The 26,187-nt window shown below is 44.9% G+C and carries 21 protein-coding genes, 1 tRNA gene, 1 other RNA gene and 1 pseudogene; 13 read left to right on the top strand and 11 right to left on the bottom strand.

What is annotated here, in order from left to right; genetic code table 11:
• Window positions 1–35 precede the first annotated feature (35 nt).
• Window positions 36–395 (top strand): MGMT family protein, encoded by a 360-nt coding sequence (locus ABWV55_RS03320; RefSeq protein ID WP_353292542.1) that lies wholly within the window; start codon window positions 36–38, stop codon window positions 393–395.
• Between the two features lie 382 nt (window positions 396–777).
• Complete coding sequence (locus ABWV55_RS03315; protein WP_353292282.1) at window positions 778–900, top strand: hypothetical protein; 123 nt, start codon at window positions 778–780, stop codon at window positions 898–900.
• Between the two features lie 469 nt (window positions 901–1,369).
• Here ABWV55_RS03315 and ABWV55_RS03310 read toward each other — a convergent pair whose 3' ends face one another.
• Genes ABWV55_RS03310 through ABWV55_RS03300 form a run of 3 tightly spaced genes read right to left on the bottom strand, consistent with a single transcriptional unit; the run spans window position 1,370 to window position 4,604 of the window.
• Complete coding sequence (locus ABWV55_RS03310) at window positions 1,370–3,424, bottom strand: PBP1A family penicillin-binding protein (RefSeq protein WP_353292281.1); 2,055 nt, start codon at window positions 3,422–3,424, stop codon at window positions 1,370–1,372.
• Window positions 3,421–4,377: a chlorophyll synthase ChlG gene (gene chlG / locus ABWV55_RS03305; RefSeq protein WP_353292541.1), complete on the bottom strand. Its 957-nt coding sequence runs from the start codon at window positions 4,375–4,377 to the stop codon at window positions 3,421–3,423. The genes ABWV55_RS03310 and chlG overlap by 4 nt, the downstream gene beginning before the upstream one ends.
• Window positions 4,378–4,388: 11 nt before the next feature.
• Entirely contained in the window at window positions 4,389–4,604 is a 216-nt protein-coding gene (locus ABWV55_RS03300) for a DUF2862 domain-containing protein (RefSeq protein ID WP_353292280.1), read from the bottom strand.
• A gap of 56 nt (window positions 4,605–4,660) precedes the next feature.
• On the opposite strand from ABWV55_RS03300, the gene hisF reads away from it, so the two are divergent.
• A complete protein-coding gene (gene hisF, locus ABWV55_RS03295) occupies window positions 4,661–5,434 on the top strand; it encodes an imidazole glycerol phosphate synthase subunit HisF (protein WP_353292540.1) in 774 nt (257 codons plus the stop codon).
• On the top strand, window positions 5,431–6,132 hold the full coding sequence (gene ubiE / locus ABWV55_RS03290) for a bifunctional demethylmenaquinone methyltransferase/2-methoxy-6-polyprenyl-1,4-benzoquinol methylase UbiE (protein WP_353292279.1): 702 nt from the start codon (window positions 5,431–5,433) through the stop codon (window positions 6,130–6,132). The genes hisF and ubiE overlap by 4 nt, the downstream gene beginning before the upstream one ends.
• Window positions 6,133–7,365: 1,233 nt before the next feature.
• On the opposite strand, the gene ABWV55_RS03285 is transcribed toward ubiE, so the two are convergent.
• Entirely contained in the window at window positions 7,366–8,562 is a 1,197-nt protein-coding gene (locus ABWV55_RS03285; RefSeq protein ID WP_353292278.1) for a HEAT repeat domain-containing protein, read from the bottom strand.
• A 955-nt stretch (window positions 8,563–9,517) separates the two neighbouring features.
• Here ABWV55_RS03285 and glyQ point away from each other — a divergent pair.
• The 7 genes from glyQ to ABWV55_RS03250 all read left to right on the top strand — a co-directional run bounded on the left by glyQ (window position 9,518) and on the right by ABWV55_RS03250 (window position 18,326).
• Entirely contained in the window at window positions 9,518–10,390 is an 873-nt protein-coding gene (gene glyQ / locus ABWV55_RS03280) for a glycine--tRNA ligase subunit alpha (RefSeq protein WP_353292277.1), read from the top strand.
• A gap of 861 nt (window positions 10,391–11,251) precedes the next feature.
• A tRNA-Ser gene (locus ABWV55_RS03275) sits at window positions 11,252–11,338 on the top strand.
• A 933-nt stretch (window positions 11,339–12,271) separates the two neighbouring features.
• Complete coding sequence (locus ABWV55_RS03270) at window positions 12,272–12,532, top strand: hypothetical protein (protein WP_353292276.1); 261 nt, start codon at window positions 12,272–12,274, stop codon at window positions 12,530–12,532.
• Window positions 12,533–12,537: 5 nt separating this feature from the next.
• Window positions 12,538–13,305 (top strand): hypothetical protein, encoded by a 768-nt coding sequence (locus ABWV55_RS03265; RefSeq protein WP_353292275.1) that lies wholly within the window; start codon window positions 12,538–12,540, stop codon window positions 13,303–13,305.
• The gene (locus tag ABWV55_RS03260; protein WP_353292274.1) at window positions 13,302–15,839 is read left to right on the top strand and encodes an AAA domain-containing protein; all 2,538 of its coding nucleotides are present in this window, start codon (window positions 13,302–13,304) and stop codon (window positions 15,837–15,839) included. Before ABWV55_RS03265 ends, ABWV55_RS03260 begins: the two co-directional genes overlap by 4 nt.
• A gap of 467 nt (window positions 15,840–16,306) precedes the next feature.
• On the top strand, window positions 16,307–17,536 hold the full coding sequence (locus ABWV55_RS03255) for a glycosyltransferase (RefSeq protein WP_353292273.1): 1,230 nt from the start codon (window positions 16,307–16,309) through the stop codon (window positions 17,534–17,536).
• A gap of 55 nt (window positions 17,537–17,591) precedes the next feature.
• Window positions 17,592–18,326 carry a sugar transferase gene (locus tag ABWV55_RS03250; protein ID WP_353292539.1) on the top strand — a complete coding sequence of 245 codons (735 nt, stop codon included), beginning with the start codon at window positions 17,592–17,594 and terminating at the stop codon, window positions 18,324–18,326.
• Here the strand turns inward: ABWV55_RS03250 and cbiB are convergent.
• From cbiB to ABWV55_RS03225, 5 genes are all read right to left on the bottom strand, one after another.
• Window positions 18,300–19,364, bottom strand: a complete 1,065-nt coding sequence (gene cbiB, locus ABWV55_RS03245) for an adenosylcobinamide-phosphate synthase CbiB (RefSeq protein ID WP_353292272.1) — start codon at window positions 19,362–19,364, stop codon at window positions 18,300–18,302. The two genes, ABWV55_RS03250 and cbiB, sit on opposite strands and share 27 nt — an antisense overlap.
• A complete protein-coding gene (gene ilvC, locus ABWV55_RS03240) occupies window positions 19,357–20,352 on the bottom strand; it encodes a ketol-acid reductoisomerase (protein WP_353292271.1) in 996 nt (331 codons plus the stop codon). The genes cbiB and ilvC overlap by 8 nt, the downstream gene beginning before the upstream one ends.
• A 66-nt stretch (window positions 20,353–20,418) precedes the next feature.
• A complete protein-coding gene (locus tag ABWV55_RS03235; RefSeq protein ID WP_353292270.1) occupies window positions 20,419–21,021 on the bottom strand; it encodes an ATP-dependent Clp protease proteolytic subunit in 603 nt (200 codons plus the stop codon).
• A 39-nt stretch (window positions 21,022–21,060) separates the two neighbouring features.
• The gene (locus ABWV55_RS03230) at window positions 21,061–21,729 is read right to left on the bottom strand and encodes an ATP-dependent Clp protease proteolytic subunit (RefSeq protein WP_353292269.1); all 669 of its coding nucleotides are present in this window, start codon (window positions 21,727–21,729) and stop codon (window positions 21,061–21,063) included.
• A 30-nt stretch (window positions 21,730–21,759) separates the two neighbouring features.
• On the bottom strand, window positions 21,760–22,908 hold the full coding sequence (locus ABWV55_RS03225; RefSeq protein ID WP_353292538.1) for a PIN/TRAM domain-containing protein: 1,149 nt from the start codon (window positions 22,906–22,908) through the stop codon (window positions 21,760–21,762).
• A gap of 39 nt (window positions 22,909–22,947) precedes the next feature.
• On the opposite strand from ABWV55_RS03225, the pseudogene hemW reads away from it, so the two are divergent.
• Window positions 22,948–24,114 (top strand): annotated as a pseudogene (gene hemW, locus ABWV55_RS03220) (radical SAM family heme chaperone HemW); the annotation flags it as partial.
• On the opposite strand, the gene panB reads toward hemW, so the two are convergent.
• A complete protein-coding gene (gene panB, locus ABWV55_RS03215) occupies window positions 24,062–24,877 on the bottom strand; it encodes a 3-methyl-2-oxobutanoate hydroxymethyltransferase (protein ID WP_353292268.1) in 816 nt (271 codons plus the stop codon). The pseudogene hemW and the gene panB sit on opposite strands and share 53 nt — an antisense overlap.
• A 42-nt stretch (window positions 24,878–24,919) precedes the next feature.
• On the opposite strand from panB, the gene ffs reads away from it, so the two are divergent.
• Window positions 24,920–25,016, top strand: an RNA gene (gene ffs, locus ABWV55_RS03210) — signal recognition particle sRNA small type.
• A 14-nt stretch (window positions 25,017–25,030) separates the two neighbouring features.
• On the opposite strand, the gene ftsZ is transcribed toward ffs, so the two are convergent.
• On the bottom strand, window positions 25,031–26,143 hold the full coding sequence (gene ftsZ / locus ABWV55_RS03205) for a cell division protein FtsZ (RefSeq protein WP_353292267.1): 1,113 nt from the start codon (window positions 26,141–26,143) through the stop codon (window positions 25,031–25,033).
• Between the last annotated feature and the right edge of the window lie 44 nt (window positions 26,144–26,187).

Below are 26,187 nucleotides of genomic sequence, written 5' to 3'. Positions count from 1 at the left end.
ATGCGTATGTGGGAGGCTTCTTGAGCGCAGAATTAATGCCAGAATGTTCTTTTGATCAGAGTGTTTATTCCACTGTGAGGCGGATACCTCATGGCCAGCTGGCTACCTATGGACAAATAGCTGACCTGATGGGCACGTGGGGGTATGGTCGGCAAGTGGGTTGGGCGCTCAGGCGACTCCGACTACCATCTGATGTTCCCTGGCACCGCGTAGTGAATGCTAAAGGCCGAGTCTCAATGAGCTGTACTCGTGAAGGCAGTGACTGGATTCAGAGGGAGTTGCTTATTGCTGAGGGTATTCCAATTTGCCTGGATGGTCGCTTGCAATTAAAAAAATTTCTCTGGCATCCAGACGTACCGCTCATGTGGACTACTCCGTTTAACAGACAATGTTAAGCGTGGAGTGCGGCCGCCATGAAAGCCCATGTAAACTTGGTCTTAGAACGTTGCACTCAAAGTCACGCCCCAAAGAGTTCTGAGAAAAAGTTGGTGTAACCAAGCTAGTTTGTAAAATACTTGACTTACCAGCATCGCGCTTTAAGTAACACAGGTTAGGCTGAATCTGGAAGTCTCCTATAGCTAGAGAATTATAAGAAGATGCATTATTTGCTCGTATGTCGCGAAAATCGTTACTTAGCTACTGTGCGGCCAGACCAACAGAAAGAGATTGTAATCGTTTGGCCTTCGTCTGTAAATGATTTGCCTCGAGGCATTACTAGAGCTCAGAAAGTGAGTGAAAGGCACTTGTCTCTGAAAAACTCAGGAAAAAACCTAGTAATTGACGACTCAATCGGACCAAGAGTATTTTTCATTACTCGCCTGCCATTCTGCCTTTCCTGAGGTAGCACTTGCCTGGTTAGGTGCGGCGACGGTAACATCGGCATGTAATGCCAACCTCTGATCTTTTCACGCGTCAAATCCAAGATGGCATATAAGGCGCCGGGCCATAACTATTACTTTCCAATCTTTCGGGGTAGGGCGAAAAATATTTATATGTCTAAAAATCATATGGCTGTATTGCTAACACCCAGACTGGCAGGCTTCTTGAGCATTTGTGCTGTCTTAAAAGGAAAGTGATGTGTCTTGGAGAAGTGTGGTTAGGTGGTGTAAATTACTTTGAGCCATAGATTAACTCACTTACTAGCCCGAGTTATTTATGTGAAAGATACATATCGCAACTCGGCTTTGCTGTGATCTTGATTTTGTTCATGAGCGTATCGTGCTTTTATATGCAGCTAGGGGCGATTGAGGATTTATGAATCCCGTAATAGATCCGCTGTCGGTGTCTGTTCTTCATCAAAGTTGTTTTAAAAGCAACTGCTGTGGCCGTACAAAGGTAAAATTGGGAACGAGGTTTGTCCAACCCTATTTCAACGCGCTTGAATTTTAGGCTTTAACCAATTCCGTTTTAAAGTTTGTGCAGATTCCCTGAGAGGAGGCGCAGGGGCTGGACGCAGTTGGGGAAACGGACTGCCAAGTGATGGTGCCTGAGGTACAAGCTCAATTACCCCTGAAGAATCGGTAGGTTCGTCCTCATGTTTACGACCAGCATAAACAGTTTCATTCTCTGTAATCTTCAACTCTTCCTTACCCGGCACCCGCCACGGACGGTTCAGTACCGGCTTGGGGGGGAATGTTTGAATAGGAATTTCCTTTTCGATCTGCAACATATATTGTTTCCAGGCCCAAGCGGCTTGACCACTATTGCTTTTGGTTTCCCGATTGTTATCGTGACCAAACCAGACAGCCGTCGTCAACTGGGGGATAGAACCGATAAACCAGAGGTCGCGTGCGCCCTCTGAGGTGCCGGTTTTACCAGCTACCTGTCGATCTTCAAGTTTTGCGGCAATACCAGTTCCGCCGGACACAACCCGCTGAAACATCCAGTTCATAGTATCGGCTACATCAATATCGAGTGCTCGCCGACCCCGAAATCCGTCTACCCTGCGACTCCAGAGAACGTGGTCTTCCGGTCCACGGATTTCTTCAAAAGGAGTTGGCTTTATAAACATGCCACGATTAGCAACACCGGCATAGGCTGCTGCCATATCGAGGACTGTCTGTTCATAGGCACCTATCGCCATCGGGTAGTACTTGCCCAATGGCCGATTAGTGCCTATGTCAAATTGATTAGCGGTTTTTATGATGGCATCAAAACCAACTGTGTCTTGCAACTGAACTGCCACGGTGTTGAGGGAGTTTTTCAAGGCGTCGGCTAAGGAAATTTTCCCGAAATACTTTTTTCCAAAATTTCTGGGACAGTACCCGTTCCAGCAGCGTGGAGCGTCAACAACAATGGTCTCCGGTTTAAGGCCTAGATCGATTGCTGCTGCATAAGGAAATAACTTGAACGTAGATCCCGGCGAGCGGAGCGCCAATGTAGCACGGTTGAATTGACTTTTAGAAAAATCGCGGCCGCCTACCATCACCCGAACGAGACCGGTGTCGGGCTCGATCGATACCATAACTCCCTCGGTATCGAAGGGGGCGTTTTCAAGGATTACATCGCGTGCTTTAAACTGCCAATCGAGAATGAGACTCGTTCTGACTTTCAATCCACCTACTTCAAGTTGTTCAGGTGTGACTAGTTTAGGCAACTCCTTGGCTACCCATGTGGTGAAGTAGGGAGCGGCGCTATTGAAATATTTTGGCGTGGCTGGCTTGAGTGCTAGAGGGGACTCGCTGGCGGTTTTAGCTGCATCTCGGCTTATCCATCCCGACTGGACCATGCGGTTAAGCACTAACGCGCGTTGCTTGATGGCCAGCCCTGGATTCACCAGTGGTGAATAAATTGATGGAGCTGGAGGCAACCCCGCTATCAAAGCAGCTTCTGGAATCGTGAGTTGATCAGGTGTTTTAGAGAAATAAATCCAAGCTGCATCCGATACTCCATAAGCACCGGAACCTAGATACACGTGGTTGAGATATTGTTCAAGAATCTGCTGCTTACTGAGTTGGCGCTCCAGCTTGAGAGATAGAGCTGCTTCCTTTAGTTTTCGCGTGATAGTGCGGTCTTGGCTCAAAAAAACGATACGGGCTAATTGTTGGGTGATCGTGCTTGCTCCTTCACGGATCGCACCCTGACGAACATTGGTGACAATAGCCCGAGCGATCCCCCAGCTATCCACACCATCATGCTGAAAAAATCTCCGGTCTTCTGCAGAGATAAATGCTTGTTGAACAATTAAGGGCATCCCGCCCGGTCTAACTTTATCCCGGGTTGCGGGGCCCAGCTTCTGGATCACTCTACCCCTAGATGATAGAAGAGTAATCGTTCCTGGCCGGTTGAAGCTGGCGATGCCTCGTGCATCTGGCAGTTTTGAATCTACGAGCTGTGTGAAAGCGCGGGTCCCAAAGGCGGTGCCAATACCGACAGCAGCAGCTGTTCCAGCGATGAAAACCCAATGCAAGCGGGTGTGATTCACATCACATGAGTCAAGGAACTATGACCAACTGCTAAAGAAGTAACCAACATGCCAAGCACCAAAAAGGGTTGTGCGCTGGCTTGGTACTTAACGTCGAATTTGATCGGATCTGTCAAAAGCCAAATATCCTGAAAAGTAATCTGGGGTACGATCAGAAGAACCAGAAGCACCGCTGCAAAGTTTTGACCAATGGCGATTAAAACTGCAACCATGGCAAGCTGGAAGAGATCGATCATTCCGGCACTGATCAAACTAGCTCGCTTGATGCCAAACAACACTGGAAGGGACTGAAGCCCTAGGGCTCGATCGCCTTCAATGCTTTTGAAGTCATTCACCACGGCAATGCCGAGCCCCGCCATGCTGTAGATCAGCGTCAATAGGGCTGTGCTCCAAGTGAGATAACCGAATAGTGCCTGACCAGCCCACCATGGGAGGGCAATGTAGCTAGCACCGAGGGCATAGTTGCCCAACCAACCATTTTGCTTTAGCTTTAGGGGAGGGGCCGAGTAGATAAAGCTCAAAAAGGAGCCACCGAGGGCGAGGAAAAACAGCACTGGGATCGTGTGTTGCGCCCATATGTCAAGACCATAAGCAACACCTAGACCAGTCGACAGCAACGCCCAAATCTGTAGCTTCACCTGGCCGAGGGGAATTGCTCCAGATGGAATAGGTCGATATGGCTCGTTAATGGCATCAATTTCGCGATCGTAAAAATCGTTAATGGTTTGGGTGAATCCAGCCAATAGTGGACCACTCATCAGCATACAAACGAATGCGGCCAACACATGGTCTAGTTTCCAGTGGTATCCCCCGCTTGCAGCTGCACCACAGATAACACCCCAGGTTAAGGGAATCCAAGTAACGGGCTTCATTAGCTGCAGCCGCAGCTTCCAGATGCTAGTGGTGGTGCCCGAGGCACCTTTCATACCCAACAGCTGGCGTACATCGCTCACAGGATCAACACTCAAGCGGCTGTGATCTCATCTTCGAAGAACCAGCTAGTGGAACCATCATTAAGCTTCACCACGACACCGATTCCTTTACCGTCCACTGTACGGAATTCCTCTACCGTTCCGCTGGGATCTTTTTTTAAAAGGTCCACCAGGCTTTTGGGAATGCGGTCTCGGACGCGAGAAACCCTGATCTTAGATCCGATGGTAATCGAGATGGTCTGGGACATTGTCTGGAAAGCTTGGAGAATGGCGCAACCTTAACAGTCGCTTTTGCATCACAACAATGGTTGCCTCACGTCTGATTCCTTGCCTGGATGTTGTTGGTGGACGAGTAGTGAAAGGTGTCAACTTCGCTGGACTTCGTGATGCTGGGGATCCGGTGGCACTTGCCTATCATTACAGCCGCGCTGGCGCCGATGAACTGGTCTTTCTCGACATCGCAGCCAGCCATGAAGGAAGAACCACCCTGGTGGATCTGGTACGACGCACGGCTGATTCGGTGACGATCCCATTCACCGTAGGCGGTGGAATCAATTCCGTGGAAGGCATTACCGAGTTACTGCACGCCGGCGCTGACAAGGTCAGCCTGAATTCTTCAGCGGTGCATCGGCCCGAGCTTGTTAGGGAAGGTGCTCGACACTTCGGCCGCCAGTGCATCGTCGTTGCAATCGACGCCCGGCGGCGGCGTCTCTCCGGCGGCTGGGATGTTTACGTTCAAGGTGGCCGTAAAAACACCGGTCTTGACGTTCTGTTCTGGGCTAGACGCGTGGCCGACCTTGGTGCAGGCGAGATCCTGTTGACCTCCATGGATGGAGACGGAACACAGGCCGGGTATGACTTGGAGCTGACGCGTGCCGTGGCTTCTACTGTATCAATACCCGTGATCGCCTCTGGGGGTGCTGGTTGTCTTGATCATATTGCGATGGTGTTGCAAACCGGACCTAAGGGTGGACATGCTTCAGCAGCATTATTGGCATCCTTGTTGCACGACGGCATTCTCACCGTGGAGCAGATTAAAACAAACCTGTTAGCTCGTGGTTTAAAGATTCGGCCATGAAATCAGGCAATTCAGCTGCTATTAAGAAACTTTTCAACACCATTGCTCCTAGTTATGACCGACTCAATGACGTTCTTAGTCTTGGCTTGCATCGCCAATGGAAGAGACAGGTAGTGCGGTCTTTGAAGCCTGTCCCTGGAGAAATCTGGCTTGATCTCTGCTGTGGCACGGGTGATATAGCCCTAGAACTTTCGCGTCATGTTCGCCCTAAGGGCAGGGTGATTGGTCTTGATACTGCTGCGGTTCCCCTAAAGTTGGCCCGAGAGCGACAGCGACGGCAGCCTTGGTTACCCGTGACTTTTAATCAGGGGGATGCTTTGGCAACAAAACTGCCGTCAAGGAGTGTAGACGGAATCGTAATGGCTTACGGTCTCCGAAACCTGACTGATCCTGCGATGGGTCTGCGGGAAATGCACCGTTTACTGAAACCAAGTGGTCGTGCAGGAGTGCTAGATCTCAACCGCTTGATCTCCAGTACAGCTGCGGCCATATTTCAGCGCTTCTACTTTCGTCAGTTGGTAGTTCCTGTCGCTGCCGCTATAGGTTTAGGCGATGAATATGCTTATTTGGAACGCAGTCTTCAGCGCTTTCCCGTAGGAACTGATCAAGAAGCAATGGCGAATACAGCAGGTTTCTCAAAGTCTCAGCATCGATCTATGGCCGGAGGACAGATGGGCTTATTGTTATTGCATGCATAACCTCACGCCTACAGTGTCATTTGAGGTACTTGCGGCGTAATCCAACTTTAGGTTTGGGTAAGCTAAAGGAAAAGATAAAATTAGAACAAACTGTACTCGATCTTAAATTTGTCTCAGCTACCGTTAAAAACTTCCTGATAATTGGATAAATACAGTTTTACTGATTGACCTTAAATAAACCATTGTTGCATCTCATTCTCTAAACCAAACGGACCCACCGCAAGCTTATATTGACTAACTTAAGAATGCTTAAATAAAAACAAAGCTTTTATTTTTGATTGAAATGCAAATTAATTTCGACTCAGATTATAAATATCAAACTATTAAGTGTTTTTATTATCATTTAGTGTTATAAAATTAATCTTTATAAGATCTACCATCTTGGTTTTAATTTACCAACAGATTATTTTAAATTTGTTTACGAGCAGTATGTTTTGCATTAGAAAAGTCCTTGATCTCAATAAACGCAAAAATAAAATTTCGCCAATATTCTAGGTATAAAGAATTCAGAGATAATCTTGTCAAGATTATCGACATCCCAAGTGATTTATTAGTTTTAATGTCTGTTATTTAGGTTGATATAATTCAGGCTAATTTATTCTCTATCAGTTCTAGATTAACCGAAGCCATTACAACAAAGCTACAACGCATCTGCTTAAGGTGCAATTTGCAATATTACATAATTTTAATTAAAAAAACTATACTTAGACCGATTACTTACAAGTTAGCAAGACTACAATTTAATAGTGTTACTAGGTGACTTTACAGCCAATTAACTAATAGTTAATATCGAGATAAATTTCTGAAAGATATCACAGTAACTCAACTGTTTCATGAGAGTAAGTTAAAAAATTATATCGGTTTAATATAACTATGTAAACAGAAGGACTATAATTCAAATGATGATTTAATTATACATTATTTGATTCAACTAATTGTTTAATTTAGATAAAAATATTCGTCATAAACTCTAGCTAGTTTGGATGTGTCTTAACGCCTCTAAAAATTTTATTTGTGTTTTGATCTTTAGTAGTTCTCTATAATAAGCTACGATTCTGCATACAATTTCAATCCAACTTTACTGCTATATTAATAATCACTAATGAATTTTTATATGACAATATATATAAATTAATCTCACATAAATGTGATTATATTTACACATTTATGTGAGATTCATGTCATTTAGTGGTAAGATAAGAACTCTTCCTTGCTTAGTTAAAATAACAGAATTTATGTCTTTATAAGGGTTCTTTGCTTGTCAACCAAGCGAGTAAAAACTTGTTGACAAGTCCAACGAAGGGGTTTCCAGTATGCAGAGTTTGACAACTCGTAGATAATTTCTAATTGGTCATAAAGCTCTAGTTTTAAGCATGCCCAAGCAGCAGCAACTCTTGACTTTGTATACTGAGGAGTAGTTTCATGAAGAGCTGACTTTATTAGATAACTTTTTTCAGATAATCCTCTCAAGCCGATGATGCATGTTAAGTAATAATTTGTGACATAGTCTGACCAGAGTCTTTCTTGCATGCTATCAACCACATTTAAGCAACTTTCCAAATCAAGAGACATAAGGCTCAGAGCTGCCCCATATTGAATAGCTTCATCTTGATGGCTCAAGCGTCGTTCTATCTCATTTACATCAAGCCCACATTGCCATTCTTTTCTGATATTCAAACGTTTCGGATTATCAGTTAAAAGAGTTTCAAGATACAAAGCCAAGTCATTAGATTGAACCAAACTTTGATTTTCAACTATTTGAAAACAACTATTTGCTCTAAGCGACATAGATACTGGTGCTTGTATTAAGGCAGCAAGCCTGTTACAGTCTCTAGCATCGCCTAAATCTATTACAGCGGAGCGTCTTTTACCTGCAATAATATTTGATAATTGATCTATAAGCGGATCCAGCAAATAATTTCTCTTAAATACTCTTGCTTGATAAGCTCTTGCTGCACCTGATACTAAAACTTGCTCATCATTACAAAGCGATTGGATACTAGATTCAGCTTTTGAATTTTTAATCTCTAGTCTTGTATGAGCTTGAATAACTGCTCGAGTCTTTGTACTCACTCCATTTAATATTGATAACAGTAAATTTTGTTCCTTCAAGTCTGGATCCCAACCAATACGTATTAAAGCATAAATAGCATTAATTACAGCTTCAGTATCTACGCATTTTAAAATATTAATTAAAATTGGTATGGCTCGTTTATCCTTTCTTCTTCCTAACGATTCAATTGATTTTCGTCGTGTTATTCGATCGTATAATTCATCTGTTCTTAATTTACTAGTAGCTTTTAATAAAGCATCTAATGTCTCTTCACTACTACTTAAGCCAAGACGTGTCGCTGCAAAGTAACGGTCTGATGGCCTTTGAATGTCTGATGTTTTAGCCATTATCAATGACAATGCGTTCTCTTCACTCATCCCTTCAACAAGAACATCAAATCTTTCAGACATTACAGTTTATAAACTGCATATAGTTTATATCAAACTTTAGTTCATACTAAATTGATTACGTTTTATATTCTTAATGTGCAAATACTACCAAATTACTTTAAAAATTATCTCATTTTATAATTTCTATATATTAAAATAATTTTAGTAAATATTATATAATTTAAAATAAATAGAATACAAATAATCTTGCCGTAATTATTATTTTTGTTTTTAAAAGTTACTGTTTTATAATTTACTTTTAAATTAATCACTAACTAACATTTTTATTATCCTTTAATCAAGATTAGTATTATATTTTAGTTAGTAACAATAATATTAGGCTTATATCTTAAAAAACTAACTTATATTTCTAAAGTAATAATATTAAATAATGTCAGTATAAATAATGATGTTATTTATACTGACATTATTTAATAAACATAAGGTATTTTAACAAACTTAAAACCATACTTTACTATTGCACTAAGATTAATAATCTAAAAATCTTACTTGATAATATAAAGCTTTCTAACACTACCTAAATTTCTATATTGAATAAATATAAATTTCGAAAAAACGTAAAATAAAGATATTTAATAATTTTATTGTTTGCCAAACATCTATTTTAAAGTAAGACTATCTTTTTATAATTGATGCTATATCTTTTATACTTCTAAAGTAAGTGTAATTATTTTATATCTGATTGCTTCCCTTCTATTTCTTAGAATAAACTATATATTGTGTAAGCGTCCATACTTATAATTAGTTTTTAATTTGTCACTCTACTAATAGACCTAAACTGGAAAAGAAAGTATATTAAACCTTCAATTATTTGTAATCGAAAAAAATTGCTGGTAAACCGTTAGATCAATGGTCTGTTGTTTTTTGATCTCACTACCATTCTACCATCTCATAAGTTATAACCCTAATCATAGAAGGATTCGTGTATTTTCAAGACATTATCAGCACGTTAAACGAATTCTGGGCTAGCCAAGGCTGTCTCTTGCTTCAGCCTTACGACATTGAGAAAGGGGCTGGCACCATGAATCCTCATACTGTACTAAACACAATTGGTCCTGAACCCTGGGCTGTGGCTTACACCGAGCCCTGTCGCCGCCCCACAGACGGACGTTATGGAGATAATCCGAACCGAGCACAGCATTACTTTCAGTATCAAGTTCTGATCAAACCGTCTCCAAATTCAATTCAGGAGACCTATCTCGCTTCCCTTGAGACATTAGGGGTTAAATTAGTCGATCACGATATTCGTTTTGTTGAGGACAACTGGGAGTCGCCCACTCTCGGGGCTTGGGGTGTCGGATGGGAGGTGTGGCTAGATGGTATGGAAATTACCCAGTTCACCTATTTCCAGCAGTGCGGCGGTCTGGATTGCAAGCCGGTGTCAATTGAAATTACCTATGGTCTTGAGCGACTAGCTATGTACCTTCAAGATATAGAAAATATATGGGATCTGCGCTGGAACGCAAGCCATACATATGGTGATATTTGGTTGCCTTTTGAGAGAGGCCAATGTTATTACAATTTTGAAGCTTCTAATCCAGAGCGGCTCAAACGGTTATTCTCCATTTACGAAGCTGAGGCAGCAGATCTTATAGAACAGTTGTTGCCGGCACCAGCTCTTGATTTCGTACTCAAGTGTAGCCATGTGTTTAATCTATTAGAAGCGCGTGGTTTGATTTCAGTTACAGAACGCACCGCCACAATCAGCCGGATTCGCAACTTGGCACGGGGGGTAGCAGAAACATGGCTGGCTGAACGAGAGGCTTTGGGATTTCCGCTTCTTCTGAGTGGTTGAGTGACTAATTCTGTTGTAAATATGCTGTTTAAAATTATTTTCTTTCTAGAGGAGCATTTATTTAGATTATCCGGATCGTTGTGTTTTAGTTGGTCATATTGTTCTTAAGATTTTACTCGTTGTTGCTGCCGAATGTTAACATTTTTAATGTTAACATTCGGCAGCAATTGACCATTGGGAAACTGCTCACTTCAATTGCTAACAGATACTTGCTATCTTGAAATCAAATTGTTTGATCTTAGCCAGTGCATCGTAAATTGACAACCATCATCATCACAGTCATACAAACCTATAATTCTACACCTATCACTTCTATCCGTTCTTATCAAAACTAGAGGAAAGGCGTACAACAAACAACAAAGATATAATGACTGCTTGCCAACGCTCAGTTGGATACTGATATTTAGATTAGCAAAGTAACTATAATTGCTTAATATTTTAGAATTGTATATTTGTAAACTACCAGTGGATTTGCAAGTATACTTGGTCTTGATGTTATAAATCTAACAGCTTAGCAGCAACAGATGACTAATCATGCAGGCCGCTTACCAAAGACACATATTCTATCAGCAATATGCTGAATTTAATTGTAGTCATTATACTTGATTTAATTTGCTAGTAGTAACACACAAGTTCTGCCGTCGGGAGCTGATCAGCAGCAATTTTATCTAACGTGTCGTGCGAACCTAAAATTTCTTGAGTCATTCAGAATTGGGTTAAATGCTTGGCTGAAGTGCTGAAACGATAACCTGAATAGGGGAAAGTCTATCCCAAGTTATTATTGACACGCTACCGTTTATACGTGACATGATTGTGACTCGATAAGTCTGCGCCAAGATTGGCCAAGTTCTATGGACATATGGAGAGGTGGCGGAGTCCGGTTGATCGCCCACGACTCGAAATCGTGTAGGGTTAGCGCCCTCGAGGGTTCGAATCCCTCCCTCTCCGTTTTTAGCTAATCCCAAAAGATTACAGAGAAATTTGCTCTGAAAGCAACTTAGGCCATTTAATTATTCCAGGGGAATCCTTAGAAATATCATTATGCTCCGAAAATGTGAATAGGGGCGGGGGATAATGCCTCTCTCTGACTCGGAGAGTCCTTCCTTTCAGACAACGGACAAGCGTTAGAAGGCAAGTTATGGTGACTCTCTCTATAGGGAGAAGATTTGGATAGTGTACAGCAGAATCAGAAACTCCTTGGCCTAGTTAATCTCTAAACAACTGCCAGAATTTACCTGTCTCCTTACAGGTGTCAAGGTATCAATTTTTAGATCAGAAATCGCTTCGCTTTTATTAAACCAAACACAAATTAATCGAGATGGGTGCAAACTTAACCGGTTTTTGTATATTTACCGGTTTATCATAAATTTGGACATGAATGCTCTTTTTGAGAACTGATTTAGGTTAATAACTATCCTCACTTAGTTCTAACCAAGATAGTGTAACTTAACCAGTAACAGTCATAACCTTTTTACTAGCCCATTGAATCATACTCAGGGCTAAGAGCAACTAGTATCGGTAAACATGATACTGACGGTTGCTTTGAGGACAACAACGTAACCTACTTATTTCTTCTTTAAGTGCTATTGCTTAACCAAAGACACTTTATAAAGCGGTCAAGTAACGAGCATCTCGATTTTACAAATAGGGATATTCCAGAAATAGTTGCTGTCAATAATGTAACAATCAAACTGTATTGTTAAAATGCCATTCTCTTTGATGACTTTAGCTTTTAAAGTTTGTTTCCATTTGCATTTGGTTGTTGGAAAATCTGACAACCTCATTGTCTTATAATAAAATGTTTGCAGAAATCAATTGCACTGGTGTTAGACCTAGAGAGCAGTAACAGACTTACAAGGTAGTTCCCGTAATTAGACACCCATGAACGCTTTCCTTGCAGTGGCAGCAGTGGCGAATCCTGTAGTCACTGCGCTTCTCACCTTTATCATTTTCCTGGAAAAAGACAAAATCAAGAAGCGATCTGAGGAACTTGAAGCTGCTTTAAAAGCAAGCAACCAGGAATTAGTTCAAACGGTCGAATCTATTACTAATGAGGTCAAGAAAGTAGAGACAGCACAAGTTGCAATTATTAATGCAGTGAAAGATCTTGAGGAAACTCTTAAGAATACCGTTTCTCTTTGAGGTTTATGAATAGTAATCTTAGCGAACGCTATTTGCTTTATCTCCGAGATATGAGCAGAAAAGTTGCATTCAGCTCCGCATCAGGTGGAGATTATGCACAAGTTCTAATAACAACATCAAAGCGAAAAATTAAAAGTAGATTTCAGCGGATAACTAATATTCATTTTTCTGATCTGAAGAATACAGGTAACGAGGGTTACAAGAGAGAAATTGACCAACAGAAAATTGGGAATGGTATTTTCTGTGGCGTAGGCATGCTTGCGGGCACTTACACTAAAAAGGTGGGTACAAGGAATTTCCTTAGATTAATTGCTGCTCCAATAATTTATGGGCAGGTCATTTTTGAAGAAAATGGAGAATGTCAAATTTCCGAATGGGTAGTTAACTATGATCTAGCGACTGCATTGATTTCAAAAAATACAGACGAAGAAGAAGAAGCATATGCTGCTTTTGATCCAGATGCAAATTTGACAGGGAGTCAAATAGTGCAGGATATTGAGGAGAAACTAGATAATGTCGGTCTTGAGGAATTAGTAAGTATGGCAGCATTGTCAGATAAATTTGTTAGCGACTTCAAAATATTTACTAAAACTCCATGCGAATGTTTAGAGTCACCTTTAGCATGTGTTAAGTCAGCGATTGAGGCAAGAGATATCACTAAAATCAAGAAATTTTTCTATTGTCCTGGTGACTGGATATTTTTTGCTCCAATACCACCAGGACTGAGCACATACCGGGCACTGAATGATCTTGCACAAGGGATCTCACAATGACTACTCTTGAGCGACTACTTCAATCAGTTTTTGCCGGAAAGAATTTCGAATCTAGACATAAGCAAATTGAGGATAATGATATTTTTGTATCCTTAGCAAGACTTCCTTTTTCCTTATCTAAATCACAGAAAACAGCAATCTATCGTGCACTACAGAATGACATCTCTTATATTCAAGGTCCTCCAGGAACTGGTAAGTCATTTACAATCTCAGCACTTGCAATAACAGCGAGCGAGATAGGCATGAAAGTGCTTGTCGCTTCTCAGAAGAAGCCTGCTGTTGACATCGTTTATAAAAACGTAACAGATATACTTGGCGATTCCGCGTGCCTTTATATTTCAGATGACAAACGGACAAAGCAAAAAACCCGGGGCGTGATTAACGATTTACTCAGCAGGGCAACTGATTGCCAAACAAGCATCGAGGAGAATGAACTAGAGAGACTATCTAAAACAGTGGATACTTTAATTGTTGAGAAACAAAATTATGCATCGAAAATATTTAACCTTGAATCTGAGTTGCGACAATATTACAATAACAATCAAAGAGCACTTGATTGTCGAAAAATACTTGAAGAAGATTTTGCACTTTCTGAAACAATCATCAAAAAAATAAATCCCATTCAAAACAACAAATCTCGCTTAAAAGCAAGAAGAATGCTCAAAGAATGTATCAATATTCGAGAGTTATCAAGATGCAGTGGGGGGGAAATATCCCTGAAAGAGGCGGTAAGATTAAAAATTCTATCGACAGCAGTGCTTAGAGCACTTAACTTCGAGATCGAACAATATAATCAATATAAGGAAGAAGTATTAATTCTTACACTGACATACTTATCTTATTTTGCCGATGCTCAGCAACTGCAGAGAAGCGTTGTTAATCAACCTCTGGAAGTAATACGCAAAACTTTTGAGCGAAGGAATAATGAACTTTATCCTTCAAACCCAAAGGAATCAATTCTTGCCGAACTTCTCTCAAGTAGTCACTCAATACGGGTTAATAACCTGCTTCAGAATTCTAAATATAGAGATGCATTAGATGCTTTCTACAAGAGATTATACTGGAAGAGTATTAATAGAGTGAAAAGTGCAAATGCAAAAATTGAATTTGATATGCTCTTCCAAGTCTTTCCAATTGTAATGGGTGAGATTAAATCGCTTCACCCCTACTTGCCATTCGAAGCAGAGCCGTTCGATCTGCTGATACTTGACGAAGCATCACAAGTCAATTTAGCAGAAATATTTCCAATCCTTTTTCGTGCCAAGCGATTTTGCATTGTTGGAGATCATAAGCAATTAGGGATTAAGTCAGGCGGAGTTATCTTCCTTAGCAAGGTCTTTGAAAAGTTAACCTGGAACAAGTACTTCTCCGGACTCCCTGGATACCCGTTGGATTTCAAGACTGCAGGGGATAGAGACCTGCTTGTCTCTGAGTCTTCCATCCTTGATTTGATCCGCAATGACCTGAATCCAGTTACTGCTGCTCCCGTACTACTAAACGAGCATTTTAGATCACTTCCTATGCTTGCTGAATTTACAAGCGATCAATTCTATTCAGACGAAGGGTCGGGAAAGGGACTTAGAATCATGACTGCATTACCGGAAAACAAGGCAATTAACGCGTTCATGGACCTGCAGGTCTCTACAAAACGTGAGGAGAATTCACAAATTAATAAAGGCGAGGTTGATTGTGCTTTTGAAATCATCGAGTCTTTTGCTAGAAATACACCAACACCATTAACTCAAAGTGTGTTTTTGATAGCACCTTTAGCGCACAATGAGTTCATTAATGTTGGAGTTGTCTCTTTCATAAGAGATCAAGTAAATTTCATGAAAGAGGAAGCACTTCGCCGTTTGTCTGATGAAGAGCAAGATAATATTTCCCTAATGATTGGAACACCAGAAGAGTTTCAGGGAAATGAGAGAGACGTAATCATTTTTACGCCATCTTTAGATGAAGAACAGAAACACTCTAAGGCATTTATGGAAGATCAGAATAGGTTTAATGTTGCAACGAGTCGTGCAAAATACTTTACTTATTTTATACATGGAAAATTACCGTCTAATATGCTGCTAATGCGGCAAATGCTTGCTAAGATGGGACAAGGCATAAAGAATATCAAAGATATCGATCTTGGATATTTGCCTATTGGCTGGACCTATGAACCGTTAGCATGCGAATCAGAGTTCGAATTAATTGTTGCAGATGTAATTTCTGATCTCATTCAGAGTGATTATCCACAAAGACTTGTTCTTTATAATCAAGTCCACACATGCGGTTTCAGACTGGATCTGGTTGTCTATGATCGATTAACTAAAAAAGCAGTGGGGATAGAAGTTGATGGTAAGCATCATTACCTTGCTGATGGCTCCACTTACACAGATGATCACCTTGAACGTGCAAATGCTTTAAAGAGAGCAGGTTGGACTATCAAATACCTACCTTACTGGGATTGGTTCCAAGATGGTTGGATTGAGAAAGACGCAACGGCAGCAAAAAATCTGTGTCAATTTATAAGAGAATCTTTTTATTAGTATTAGAGCATCCAAATGTGATGTCTAAAAGAGAAGCGTATTTGTTAACAATCGCTCCCGCTACGAATATGATTAGTTGACTAGTTCTATAATTCACGGCACTTTTCGGATCAAGGAATTCGTTTAAAGCTTCTATTATCCTAATTGCTACTTACCCTCTTGATAATGGCAACACCACTGTCAATGGTTTTCTAGGTCGTTAACGGCGAGGGCCTTGTGTTTGTGTCTCGTCGAAGGAGAGGGTGCCCACAACAATCCGACCTCTATCAACTTAAGATATGAAGACGCTTGCGCTTTTTTTGTTAATAGACCGAAGGGTTTTCAAAAGATCTTTTAGTTTTTTTTCACATTAAGGAAGTTGCTTATTCCCAGGAACTAGCCTCTTATTCAAGAGCAACATCGTGAGCTCTTAAGGGGGGCGGATTGCAACAAGCCAAGAAATTTTGTATCAATACTTTAGTCAAACTATGTCGCTAACATCCGATTCCTTGCCCCAGCGCATTGCTCTTGTTCATGATTGGTTCACTCCAAGATCGATTGGAGGCGCTGAACTTGTTGTGGAGGCTTTGGACCGCTTATTGAGGGATCTTGGTCGACAACCATTACTAGCATCCCTCGTCAATGATGAAAGTTACCGTAAAGGGAGTTGGTTTTCTGAGCATGCCATTCGCACAAGCCCGATCCAGCATTTCCCCTGGGGTGTAAGTCATGTCCAGCAATACCTGCCGCTACTCCCCATGGCTATTGAACAGATTGACCTTACTGATACTGAGCTTGTAATCAGCAGTAGCCATCTTGTGGCGAAGGGGGTACTTACGTCGCCTGACCAACTCCATGTTAGTTATGTGCATACGCCGGTTCGCTATGCATGGGACCAAATGCATACCTACTTAAACCGTTCAGCTTTGGCACGCCATGGCTTGGGACCTCTGATTCGTTGGCAATTGCATGTATTGAGACAATGGGATCAACTTAGTGCTCAACGAGTTGACCACATAATCGCTAATTCACGATTTACCGCTCGGCGAATTCGTAAGTTTTGGGGACGCGACGCTGAAGTAATCCATCCTCCCGTTAACGTTCACCGCTTTCGTTGGGATTCCGCCCGAGACTCAAACTACTTGTGCGTCTGCCGTTTAGTTCCTTACAAGCGTGTCGATTTGGTCATGGAGGCTTTCAATCACCTCAAGCTTCCCTTGCTTGTAGTTGGAGATGGTCCAGAACGTTCTCGATTAGAAACCCTCGCCGGCTCAAGCATCACTCTCTTGGGTCGTCAGTCTCACAAGCAGGTGGAAAGGTTAATGTCGCGCTGCCGTGCATTTATACATGGGGGACTTGAAGATTTTGGAATCGCCCCGGTAGAAGCCATGGCTGCTGGTGCTCCAGTAATTGGTCTGGGTCGAGGTGGTCTATTGGACACAGTATGTTGCGCTGTTAACGGTTGTTCAGAGCCAACTGGCGTGCTTTTCCCCGATCAAACGGCAGAGTCACTTGTACAAGCTGTGCAGTGGTTTGAGCACAACCGACTGTGGCATCGGCTGAATCCTGCAAAAATCAGAGCCCGGGCTGAATGCTTTTGTCCCAAAACATTCGTCTCACGGTTTAAAGCTTCTTTGCTTCGAGCCTGGGCACAGCACCAGACATACTACGCCGTTGCTGCGAGTGACCGAACCAGACCGCCAGGGTTATTGTCCTAAAGTTGAGTATGTTGAGACGCATACTGGGTTTTCGACGAAAGCTCTCCGGCCATCTTTGCCTAAGGTGATCAGCCTAAATGTCAGCAGACGAACCTATCGCCCATATCTGGCTGCGATTTTTGCTTCTCCGTCCACGTTGACAACAAAGACACTGATTCGTCAGCAGAACCGGACAGAACGCGGACTCAAGCGTAGTGGAGATGTGATCTTCTCGCTCGCCGTTCTCACTTTGGGATCTCCCGTGCTACTGCTGTTGGCTTGTCTGATCAAGCTTGGTTCCCCAGGTCCAATCTTTTACGTTCAGCGCCGCGTCGGACGGGATTACAAATACTTCGGCTGTATCAAATTCCGTACCATGCGCCCTGATGCTGACGCTACATTGGCCGCCTTTTTAATAGAAGACCCAGAGCTTAAAGCCGAATATGAACGAGACTTCAAATTACGGTGCGATCCCCGCGTCACTCGGATTGGCAAATTTTTAAGGAGTTCCAGTCTTGATGAACTACCTCAGTTCATAAACATATTACTCGGTGATATGAGTGTAGTTGGCCCGCGACCAATCGTTGATAAAGAGCTAGTCCGTTATGGTCCTTACATGGATGAAGTAGTGGCTGTACGCCCAGGATTAACAGGGCTTTGGCAAGTGAGTGGGCGCAATAACCTCAGCTACAAGAAACGAGTGAAGCTTGATTTGGCTTATGTCCGTGGCCGTTCTTTTGCGCTCGATTGCGCTATCATTGCTCGCACGTTTAGCTTACTGCTATTACCAATTGATCGAGGTGCTTATTGAAGCTAACTCGATAGAGGCTGGGTTTAAATGCACAAGTAATATGCTAAACAGCCATAGCCCCTCCAGCCTATGGCTAAGGTTAAGCACTGTCAAAATCGCAGCTTGGTCAGCTGGCGGGTAGTTCATGCCTAGAATTGGCTTGTTAACCCAACTAGATTTGTAACGGTTACATCCTCCAAGTTGTACTTCAGCGCAGTGAGCAAAAATAGCTTCCGAACGTCCTGCATTCGGGGATGGATCAGGGGCACCGTCTCGTTCAGCCGCCTTCACCAAAATCAGCCAACGGTTCCACGATCGTGATACCAATGGCAACGACAACATAACAAGCCGACATGGGACCCAAGTAAGAAGGTCATCTAAACAGGCTCCAACTGTGCCAATCCATTGCAGTTTTCCAATTTTGTATCCGAGCATTGAATCCAGGGTGCTGCTTGCTTTAAAAGCCCATACCAGCGCAAGAGGACCTGGGAGACTTATGTTGACTCTCCAGAGCGCTATTCCGACGATCATCCAAAACAGCGGAGCGAAGATACCATCGACAGCATTTTCTGAAGCGCTTTCTGCTGCTGCTCGTAGGATCTCTGATTCATCAAGCTGGTTAACATCGCGACTTACAATCCGGCTCAATTGTTTGCGAGCTGACCTAAAATCGCCATCGTGGGAGTGAATAGTCAGCGCTTTCACTACAGCTAAAACGCTAGAACGAAGGCTACGAGCTGCAAGGGCACTGGCCAACCCGACCACTAAAAGTATCCACCCCCACTCGTGATTTGGTGAATCTGCAAAACATAGACGCTCGACAGCCCAGCCTATCGCGCAGCTCCCGAGAACTATGCAAAGGGTTATTAGTCCACCGCCCAAACTCAGGGCCAATCGGTTCGTCCCAGCAACTGTTTCTAAAAACTCACGCATCCACCGAATTACCCACCCCATCACAACGACAGGGTGCAACAACCACGGTGGATCCCCCATAATCCAATCCAGCCCGGCAGCAAATACCACCCCGATCTCGGGATGGATAGTCGCTGTATTAGGCATGTTTCAACCAGCTGAACATGGAACGGAGACTTTTACCTACATTTTCGATCGGATGCTGAGCATCGCGATTCCGCATCTTCTTCATTTTGGGCTTGCCGGCTTCGCACTCGGCTACAAAGTTCTTCGCAAAGGTCCCGTCCTGTATGTCAGCTAGAACCATTTTCATCTTAGCTTTGGTATCAGCTGTGATCAGGCGGGGTCCGCTCACATAGTCACCGTATTCAGCGGTGTTAGAGATGGAGTCCCGCATGGCCGTTAGGCCACCCTTCACCATTAAATCCACAATTAACTTCACTTCGTGCATGCATTCGAAGTAGGCTAGCTCAGGCTGGTATCCTGCTTCTACAAGGGTTTCAAAACCAGCCTTGATGAGCTCGGAGAGACCACCACAGAGCACCGCCTGCTCACCAAAGAGGTCTGTTTCGGTTTCTTCCCTGAAGTTGGTCTCAAGTATACCGGCACGGGTGCCGCCAATTCCCTTCGCATAAGCCATAGCAAGCGATCTAGCATTGCCAGAGGGGTTTTGTTCGATAGCAAACAACGCAGGAACGCCCTGGCCGTTTTGGTACTCCCAACGCACGGTATGACCCGGACCTTTAGGGGCAATCATCACCACATCCACATCTGCAGGGGGCTTGATAAGCCCGAAGCGAATGTTAAAGCCATGAGCAAAGCCCAGCACCTTGCCTGTACTTAGATGTGGTGCAATTTCTTTGTCGTAAACTTCTTTTTGGAATTCGTCAGGCAGAAGCACCATTATCCAGTCTGCCTTAGCGGAAGCATCAGCCACACTCAAGACTTCAAGACCATCAGCTTTTGCCTTATTGATAGATCGACTGCCGTTGTACAGGCCTACGATGACTTTTACGTCACTGTCTTTGAGATTAAGAGCGTGGGCGTGACCTTGGGAGCCGTAACCAATGATCGCTATGGTTTTGCCGTTCAGCAGACCGAGATCGGCATCGGAGTCATAAAAAAGCTGGGCCATATCCGGTGTGGGCGTGCAGTGCGGACCAATGCAGGAGCTTACGCAATAGCCTGACGCAAAACGCGATCAGGCTTCATTCGGATGAGAAATAACACGGTCGATGATCCCGTATTCCTTAGCTTCTTCAGCACTTAAGAAATAGTCGCGGTCTGTGTCCTTTTCAATCTTCTCGAAAGTCTGACCACTCATATTCGCAAGAGAATGGTTAAGCATATCTTTCATCCGCAAAATCTCACGGGCTTCGATCTCAATGTCACTCGCCTGACGGCGACTAGTACCTCCCAGAGGTTGGTGAATCATGATACGGCTGTGGGGCAAGGCCACGCGCTTGCCTTTCGCTCCAGCAGCAAGCAAGAAAGCACCCATAGATGCCGCGAGTCCCACACAGATGGTGACAACTTCGCTTTTGACATATTGGATCGTGTCGTAAATCGCCAGACCTGCTGTCACAGAACCGCCTGGTGAATTAATGTATAGGTAGATCGGTTTGCCACTATCTTCAGAGTCAAGGTAAAGCATCTGAGCTACTAGGCTGTTTGCGATTCCGTCATTCACCTCGGAGCCGAGGAACAGAATGCGCTCAACGCCGAGACGAGTATAAATATCAACCCAGCGCTCCATTTGGCTGCCGGGAAGGCGGTAGGGAACGCTGGGAGTACCGATTGGCATTGGTCAGGAAGGACAAAAGTTGTTGAAAGCGAAAACGGTTCAGTTAACTGTTGGGTCAGGGAGACCTTTGCGACTGCTGAGTACCCGATCAATTAAGCCGAATTCCACTGCTTCATGAGGGGTGAGGTAACTCATACGGTCAGAGTTTTTACTCAGCACATCCACGGAAAGGCCTGTATTCCTAGATAGGATTTCGAGCATCGCTTGCTTGTTGTGCAAAACCTCCTTTGCTCTGATCTGAATATCCGTTGCCTGTCCCTGCGCGCCGCTGCGTGGCTGGTGCAAAACAATGGAAGCGTGAGGTAAAGCGGCTCTTTGGCCTTTAGTCCCTGCTGACAAGATTACAGCGGCTGTCCCCATAGCCTGACCGATACATATCGTATGAACAGGAGGCTTTACGTAGCGGAGCGTATCGCAGATGGCAAAAGCCTCCGTTTCGAAACCGACAGCATCTCCGGAATACCAGCTGGTACCAGTCGAATTAATATAAAAATAGATTGGTTTTTCGGCGTTATCGAATTCCAAATAAAGCAACTGAGCAATAATTAGTTCGGTTACATCTACTCCGATCTGTCGTTTAGCATCATCGTCGGAAAACAGGGGTAATCCTAAGTAGACGATCCGCTCTTTTAAAAGGAGGGAAGGAAGATCTGGAGGAGGCGTTCGCATCACGGCGCCATCGCCGTAGTAAGGAGCTGACGTGGTCATTTCCCGCGCCTCATTTCGTGTGAAGGGAGCCTAGCGAGGGTCAATGGGTCGTTGAGTGGTGGATTTATCCGTCTTGGTCTGTCCCTTTCCTTTGCTGTTGGTCTTGACACTCTTCTTCACATCAAGCCGAGCAAATACCATTCGCCCTGTAGGTGTCTGAAGAGCACCAGTCACAACAACCGGACGCCGCTGACCAATGAGCTCCAGAGCCTCATTCACTACTACCATCGTTCCGTCTTCAAGGTAACCAACGCCCTGACTTGCTTCTTTACCTTCTCGAACAATTTTGAGATTAAGTTCATCGCCGGGTTGCACTTCCGGCCGAAGAGCGATCACGAGTTCGCTCAAGTTCATCACTTTAAGTGATTTAACTTGCGCTACTTGAGCCAGATTGAAGTCAGCGGTCACCAGAGTCCCACCGGTGTCTCCTGCAAGCTGAAGAAGCCGGTCGTCAGTGCCTTTGCCATCATATCGGGTGCTATTAATCACTAGCCTGCGGCCGTAGAGTTCTCGCAAATCCTTCAGGAGCTTAAGGCCACGTCGGCCTTTGGCACGTTTTTCGATGTTTGTGGAGTCGGACAGCTGTTGCATCTCGTCAATCACCGATTCAGCCACGATCACCTGACCTTCCAAAAGACCACAAGCGAGCATCCCGCGTATTCGACCGTCGATAATCACGCTTGTATCGAGAATTTTGGCAGTTGCAGGTGTCAGAACCCCATCGGCAACCAATAGTGCTTCGGTGCTCGCTGGATTAAACAATCGAAGCAGAGTACGCCCGTGTACTTCAGCAAGGTTACTGCCTAAAACCCCGAAAAACACATTACTGACCACTGCTAAAAGCGGCTTAACCAGTGCTACGCCACCGGGGAAAGGCAACAGCAAGACTGGGAGCAGCAACAGGTTAGCGACTAGTAGGCCAAGAATCAGACCTAAAGCGCGGCTCACTAACAGATCTGTTGGCATGGTACGAACCTGATTCATCAGGTTCACTCGGAGCCGTTTAAACACCAATCCAGCAATCAGGCCGATCCCACCACCTGATCCACTGAGGATGAGGCGAATTCTTTCTGCATCAGTGGTTTCGTTCACGACTCCCACCGGAAGGAGGTGAACTCCCATCCATCCAGCGGCCGAGCCGGAAAGAATGAACAGTAGCAGAATGAGCGGATCCACCATGGGCTCAAGTCGTGGCAGCTCAGTCCAAACGATCGAAGCATGACCTACCTCGCTCCTCCTCGCAGCGCTTATATCCACATTCCCTTTTGCCATCGACGTTGTTACTACTGCGACTTCGCTATTGTCCCGCTCGGTGATCGAGCCAATTGTACACAGGGGCCAGGAAATACTTCGATTCAGAGCTACCTACATCTTTTACATCGCGAGATCGCTTCTGCACCAACTGGTCCGCCACTGTCAACGGTCTATTTCGGTGGTGGTACTCCATCACTTTTGAGCGCTGACCAAATAGGTGCTTTGCTTGATCAACTCCGCTCTCGGTATGGACTGCAAGACGGTGCGGAAATCACCCTTGAGATGGATCCTGCCAGCTTTGATCAGCGTCAGCTGATCAAAGTTTTATCCTCTGGCGTTAATCGGATCAGCCTTGGTGGTCAAAGTTTCGACGATGGGGTTTTGGAGCGATTGGGGCGACGACATCGATCCAAAGACCTTCTAGAAGCCTGTGCATGGATGGACGAGGCTTACAAGAATCGTCAGCTGCGATCATGGAGTCTGGATTTGATTCAGAGTCTGCCTGACCAAACTACAGAAGGTTGGAATCATCAATTGGATCAAGCCATAGCAAGCGGTTCTCCTCATCTATCGATTTACGATTTGTCTGTGGAACCAGGAACAGTGTTTCACCGCTGGCTTGAGCGCGGCGACTTATCGCTACCGGACGAGGATGTTTCTTGCAATTTAATGGATCTCACATCGGTTCGCCTTTCAAAAACCGGGCTTCGCCGTTATGAAATCTCTAACTATGCACGTCCTGGGCATGCATCTCGGCATAATAGAGTGTATTGGAGTGGGTCTGGTTGGTGGGGTTTTGGAATGGGGGCGACGTCTGCCCCCTGGGGAGAACGGTTAACTCGTCCGCGGACTCGTGATGCTTATGCAGCTTGGTTAAATAATGATTATGTGCCGCAATTTGGGTCAGGCATGCCTCTCGATGAGCAGCTACTAGTTGGACTTCGTCGAGCTGAAGGGGTAAATCTCAGTACGATCGATGCAACAGCCCTGGAGCAACGCTGGGCTCCATTTCTAGCACAGGGCTTGCTACAGCGACGTGCCAAGCGTTGGTGTTTAAGTGATCCGGAGGGCATGGCCCTCAGCAATCGAATTTTGATTGAGGTGGTGCTGTGGTGGGACTCGTTATCCGATGCTGCTGTCGAATCCACGACACCAGAGCATCAATACACATCTTTCGGCTATCCAACAGAGGAGGACTGAAGGGAGGTTGCTGCGCAGTCATGCCAAGTAGGTCAGCCGTTACACGAACTTGACCGTCGCAATCATCTCCTGCTCCGATCCCAATCACAGGAATACTTAATTGGCGGCGAGTTCGCCCTGCTAATTCGTCGGGAACATGCTCCAACACCAAGGCAAAACAGCCCCTTTTCTCGAGGGTGATGGCCTGTGCGATTAGACGGTCTTGACTCACCTGATCAGTTGCTTGACGTCGGTATCCCAACCGATTGACAGCTTGCGGAGTGAGGCCAAGGTGGCCCATCACTGGGATGCCCATACGTACAAGACGATCGACCACGATCACAACTTCGGGATCGGCTCCCTCTAATTTGACGGCCGAGGCCGAGGATTCCTTAAGCAATTTCCCGGCAGCTGCCACCGCAAGATCGGTTCCGCATTGATAGCTGAGGAACGGCAAATCGCACACCAACAACGGCTGATTCAATGGCATGGCGGTGAAGCCCCTAGCTACAGCCTGGGTGTGATAAAGCATTTGGTCCAATGTGACCGGTAGCGTGGTGGCATGGCCTAAGGCCACCATCCCCAGAGAATCACCCACTAGGACTACATCAGCACCGGCAGCCTCTACGAGGGCAGCTGACAGACAATCCCACGCGGTGAGCATGATGATGGGCTTCCCACTTTGTTTGAGTCTGATCAAATCGAAGGGACGCATAAACTTTCAAATCCCTCGGCTTCTTATTGCTAGCATTGCAGCGACTCGGACCCACGCGGTTCTGACGCCCAAACCTGGTCAGAACCGGAAGGTAGCAGCCACACGGGATGCTTAGAGCAGGCGTGGACTCCGGGTCATCGAATGGATGCTTGCTCAACCGAGACGCTCAGGCCGTTGCTGGCGCTGCCTTAAAAATTCGGGAATACGGGCACCGTTTTCCGCGACCTCTTGTCGGCGGGCGGCATTCGAGGCCAGGCGACTATTGCGCCCATTAATATACGGTTGGTTGTTCTCAAAACCGGTTGCAATAACTGTTACGTGTATCTCTCCTTCAAGAGCTTCGTCGACCACTGCCCCAACAATGATGTTTGCTTCTGGATCAACCACATCGTAGATCACTTCAGAGGCTGTAGTCATATCCTCAAGGGTCATATCCTTGCCGCCGCTGACGTTGATCACGCAACCCTTTGCCCCATCTATACGCTCTGTTTCTAATAGCGGACTAGCAATGGCAGCTTGTGCTGCCTCGATCGCTCTGGATCGACCCGAGCCGATACCAATACCCAAAAGGGCCGTGCCAGCCTCAGTCATCACCGAGCGGACATCAGCAAAGTCCACATTTACTAACCCGGGAAATGTGATGATGTCGCTGATACCTTTGACGCCCATACGCAGTACATCATCGGCACTGCGGAAGGCTTCCTGGAGCGGCGAGCCGGCTATGGCATCTCGTAATCGGTTGTTGGGAATCACAATCAGGGTGTCTACATGTTCAGCAAGGCGAGCAATGCCTTCATCAGCCTGACGCATACGACGGCGGCCTTCAAAGCCGAACGGTTTAGTTACTATGCCGACCGTGAGGGCACCGATTTCGCGGGCCACTTCTGCCACCACTGGTGCAGCACCAGTGCCTGTTCCGCCTCCCATTCCCGCAGCTATAAAAACTAGATCTGCACCTTGAAGTGAGTCATGTAGATCGGTTCTAGATTCCTTTGCTGCCTTCTGCCCAATTGTGGGATTGCCGCCAGCCCCCAGTCCTCGAGTCAGGGTTTGACCAAGTTGGAGACGGTGTTCAGCTTGGGACTGGATGAGAGCCTGAGTATCTGTATTCAGCACCCGATAGACCACGCCTTCAAGATCGCTGATAATCATGCGATTTACCGCGTTACCACCTCCGCCCCCAACGCCGATCACCTCAATGCGGGCCGATTGGCTAGGCTGGATGCCTGGAGCCTCGAAAGATGTCATATCGCTCGCCATCTCCATTACCGAGGCTGATCTAATGGTTTATGGCTGCATTATGTCCCTGA

Origin of the sequence: Synechococcus sp. M16CYN, from assembly GCF_040371545.1 — a bacterium.
Classification (GTDB): Bacteria; Cyanobacteriota; Cyanobacteriia; order PCC-6307; family Cyanobiaceae; genus Parasynechococcus.
Note: the sequence above shows the minus strand (reverse complement) of the source record. Positions and strands in the feature narration are given on the sequence as shown.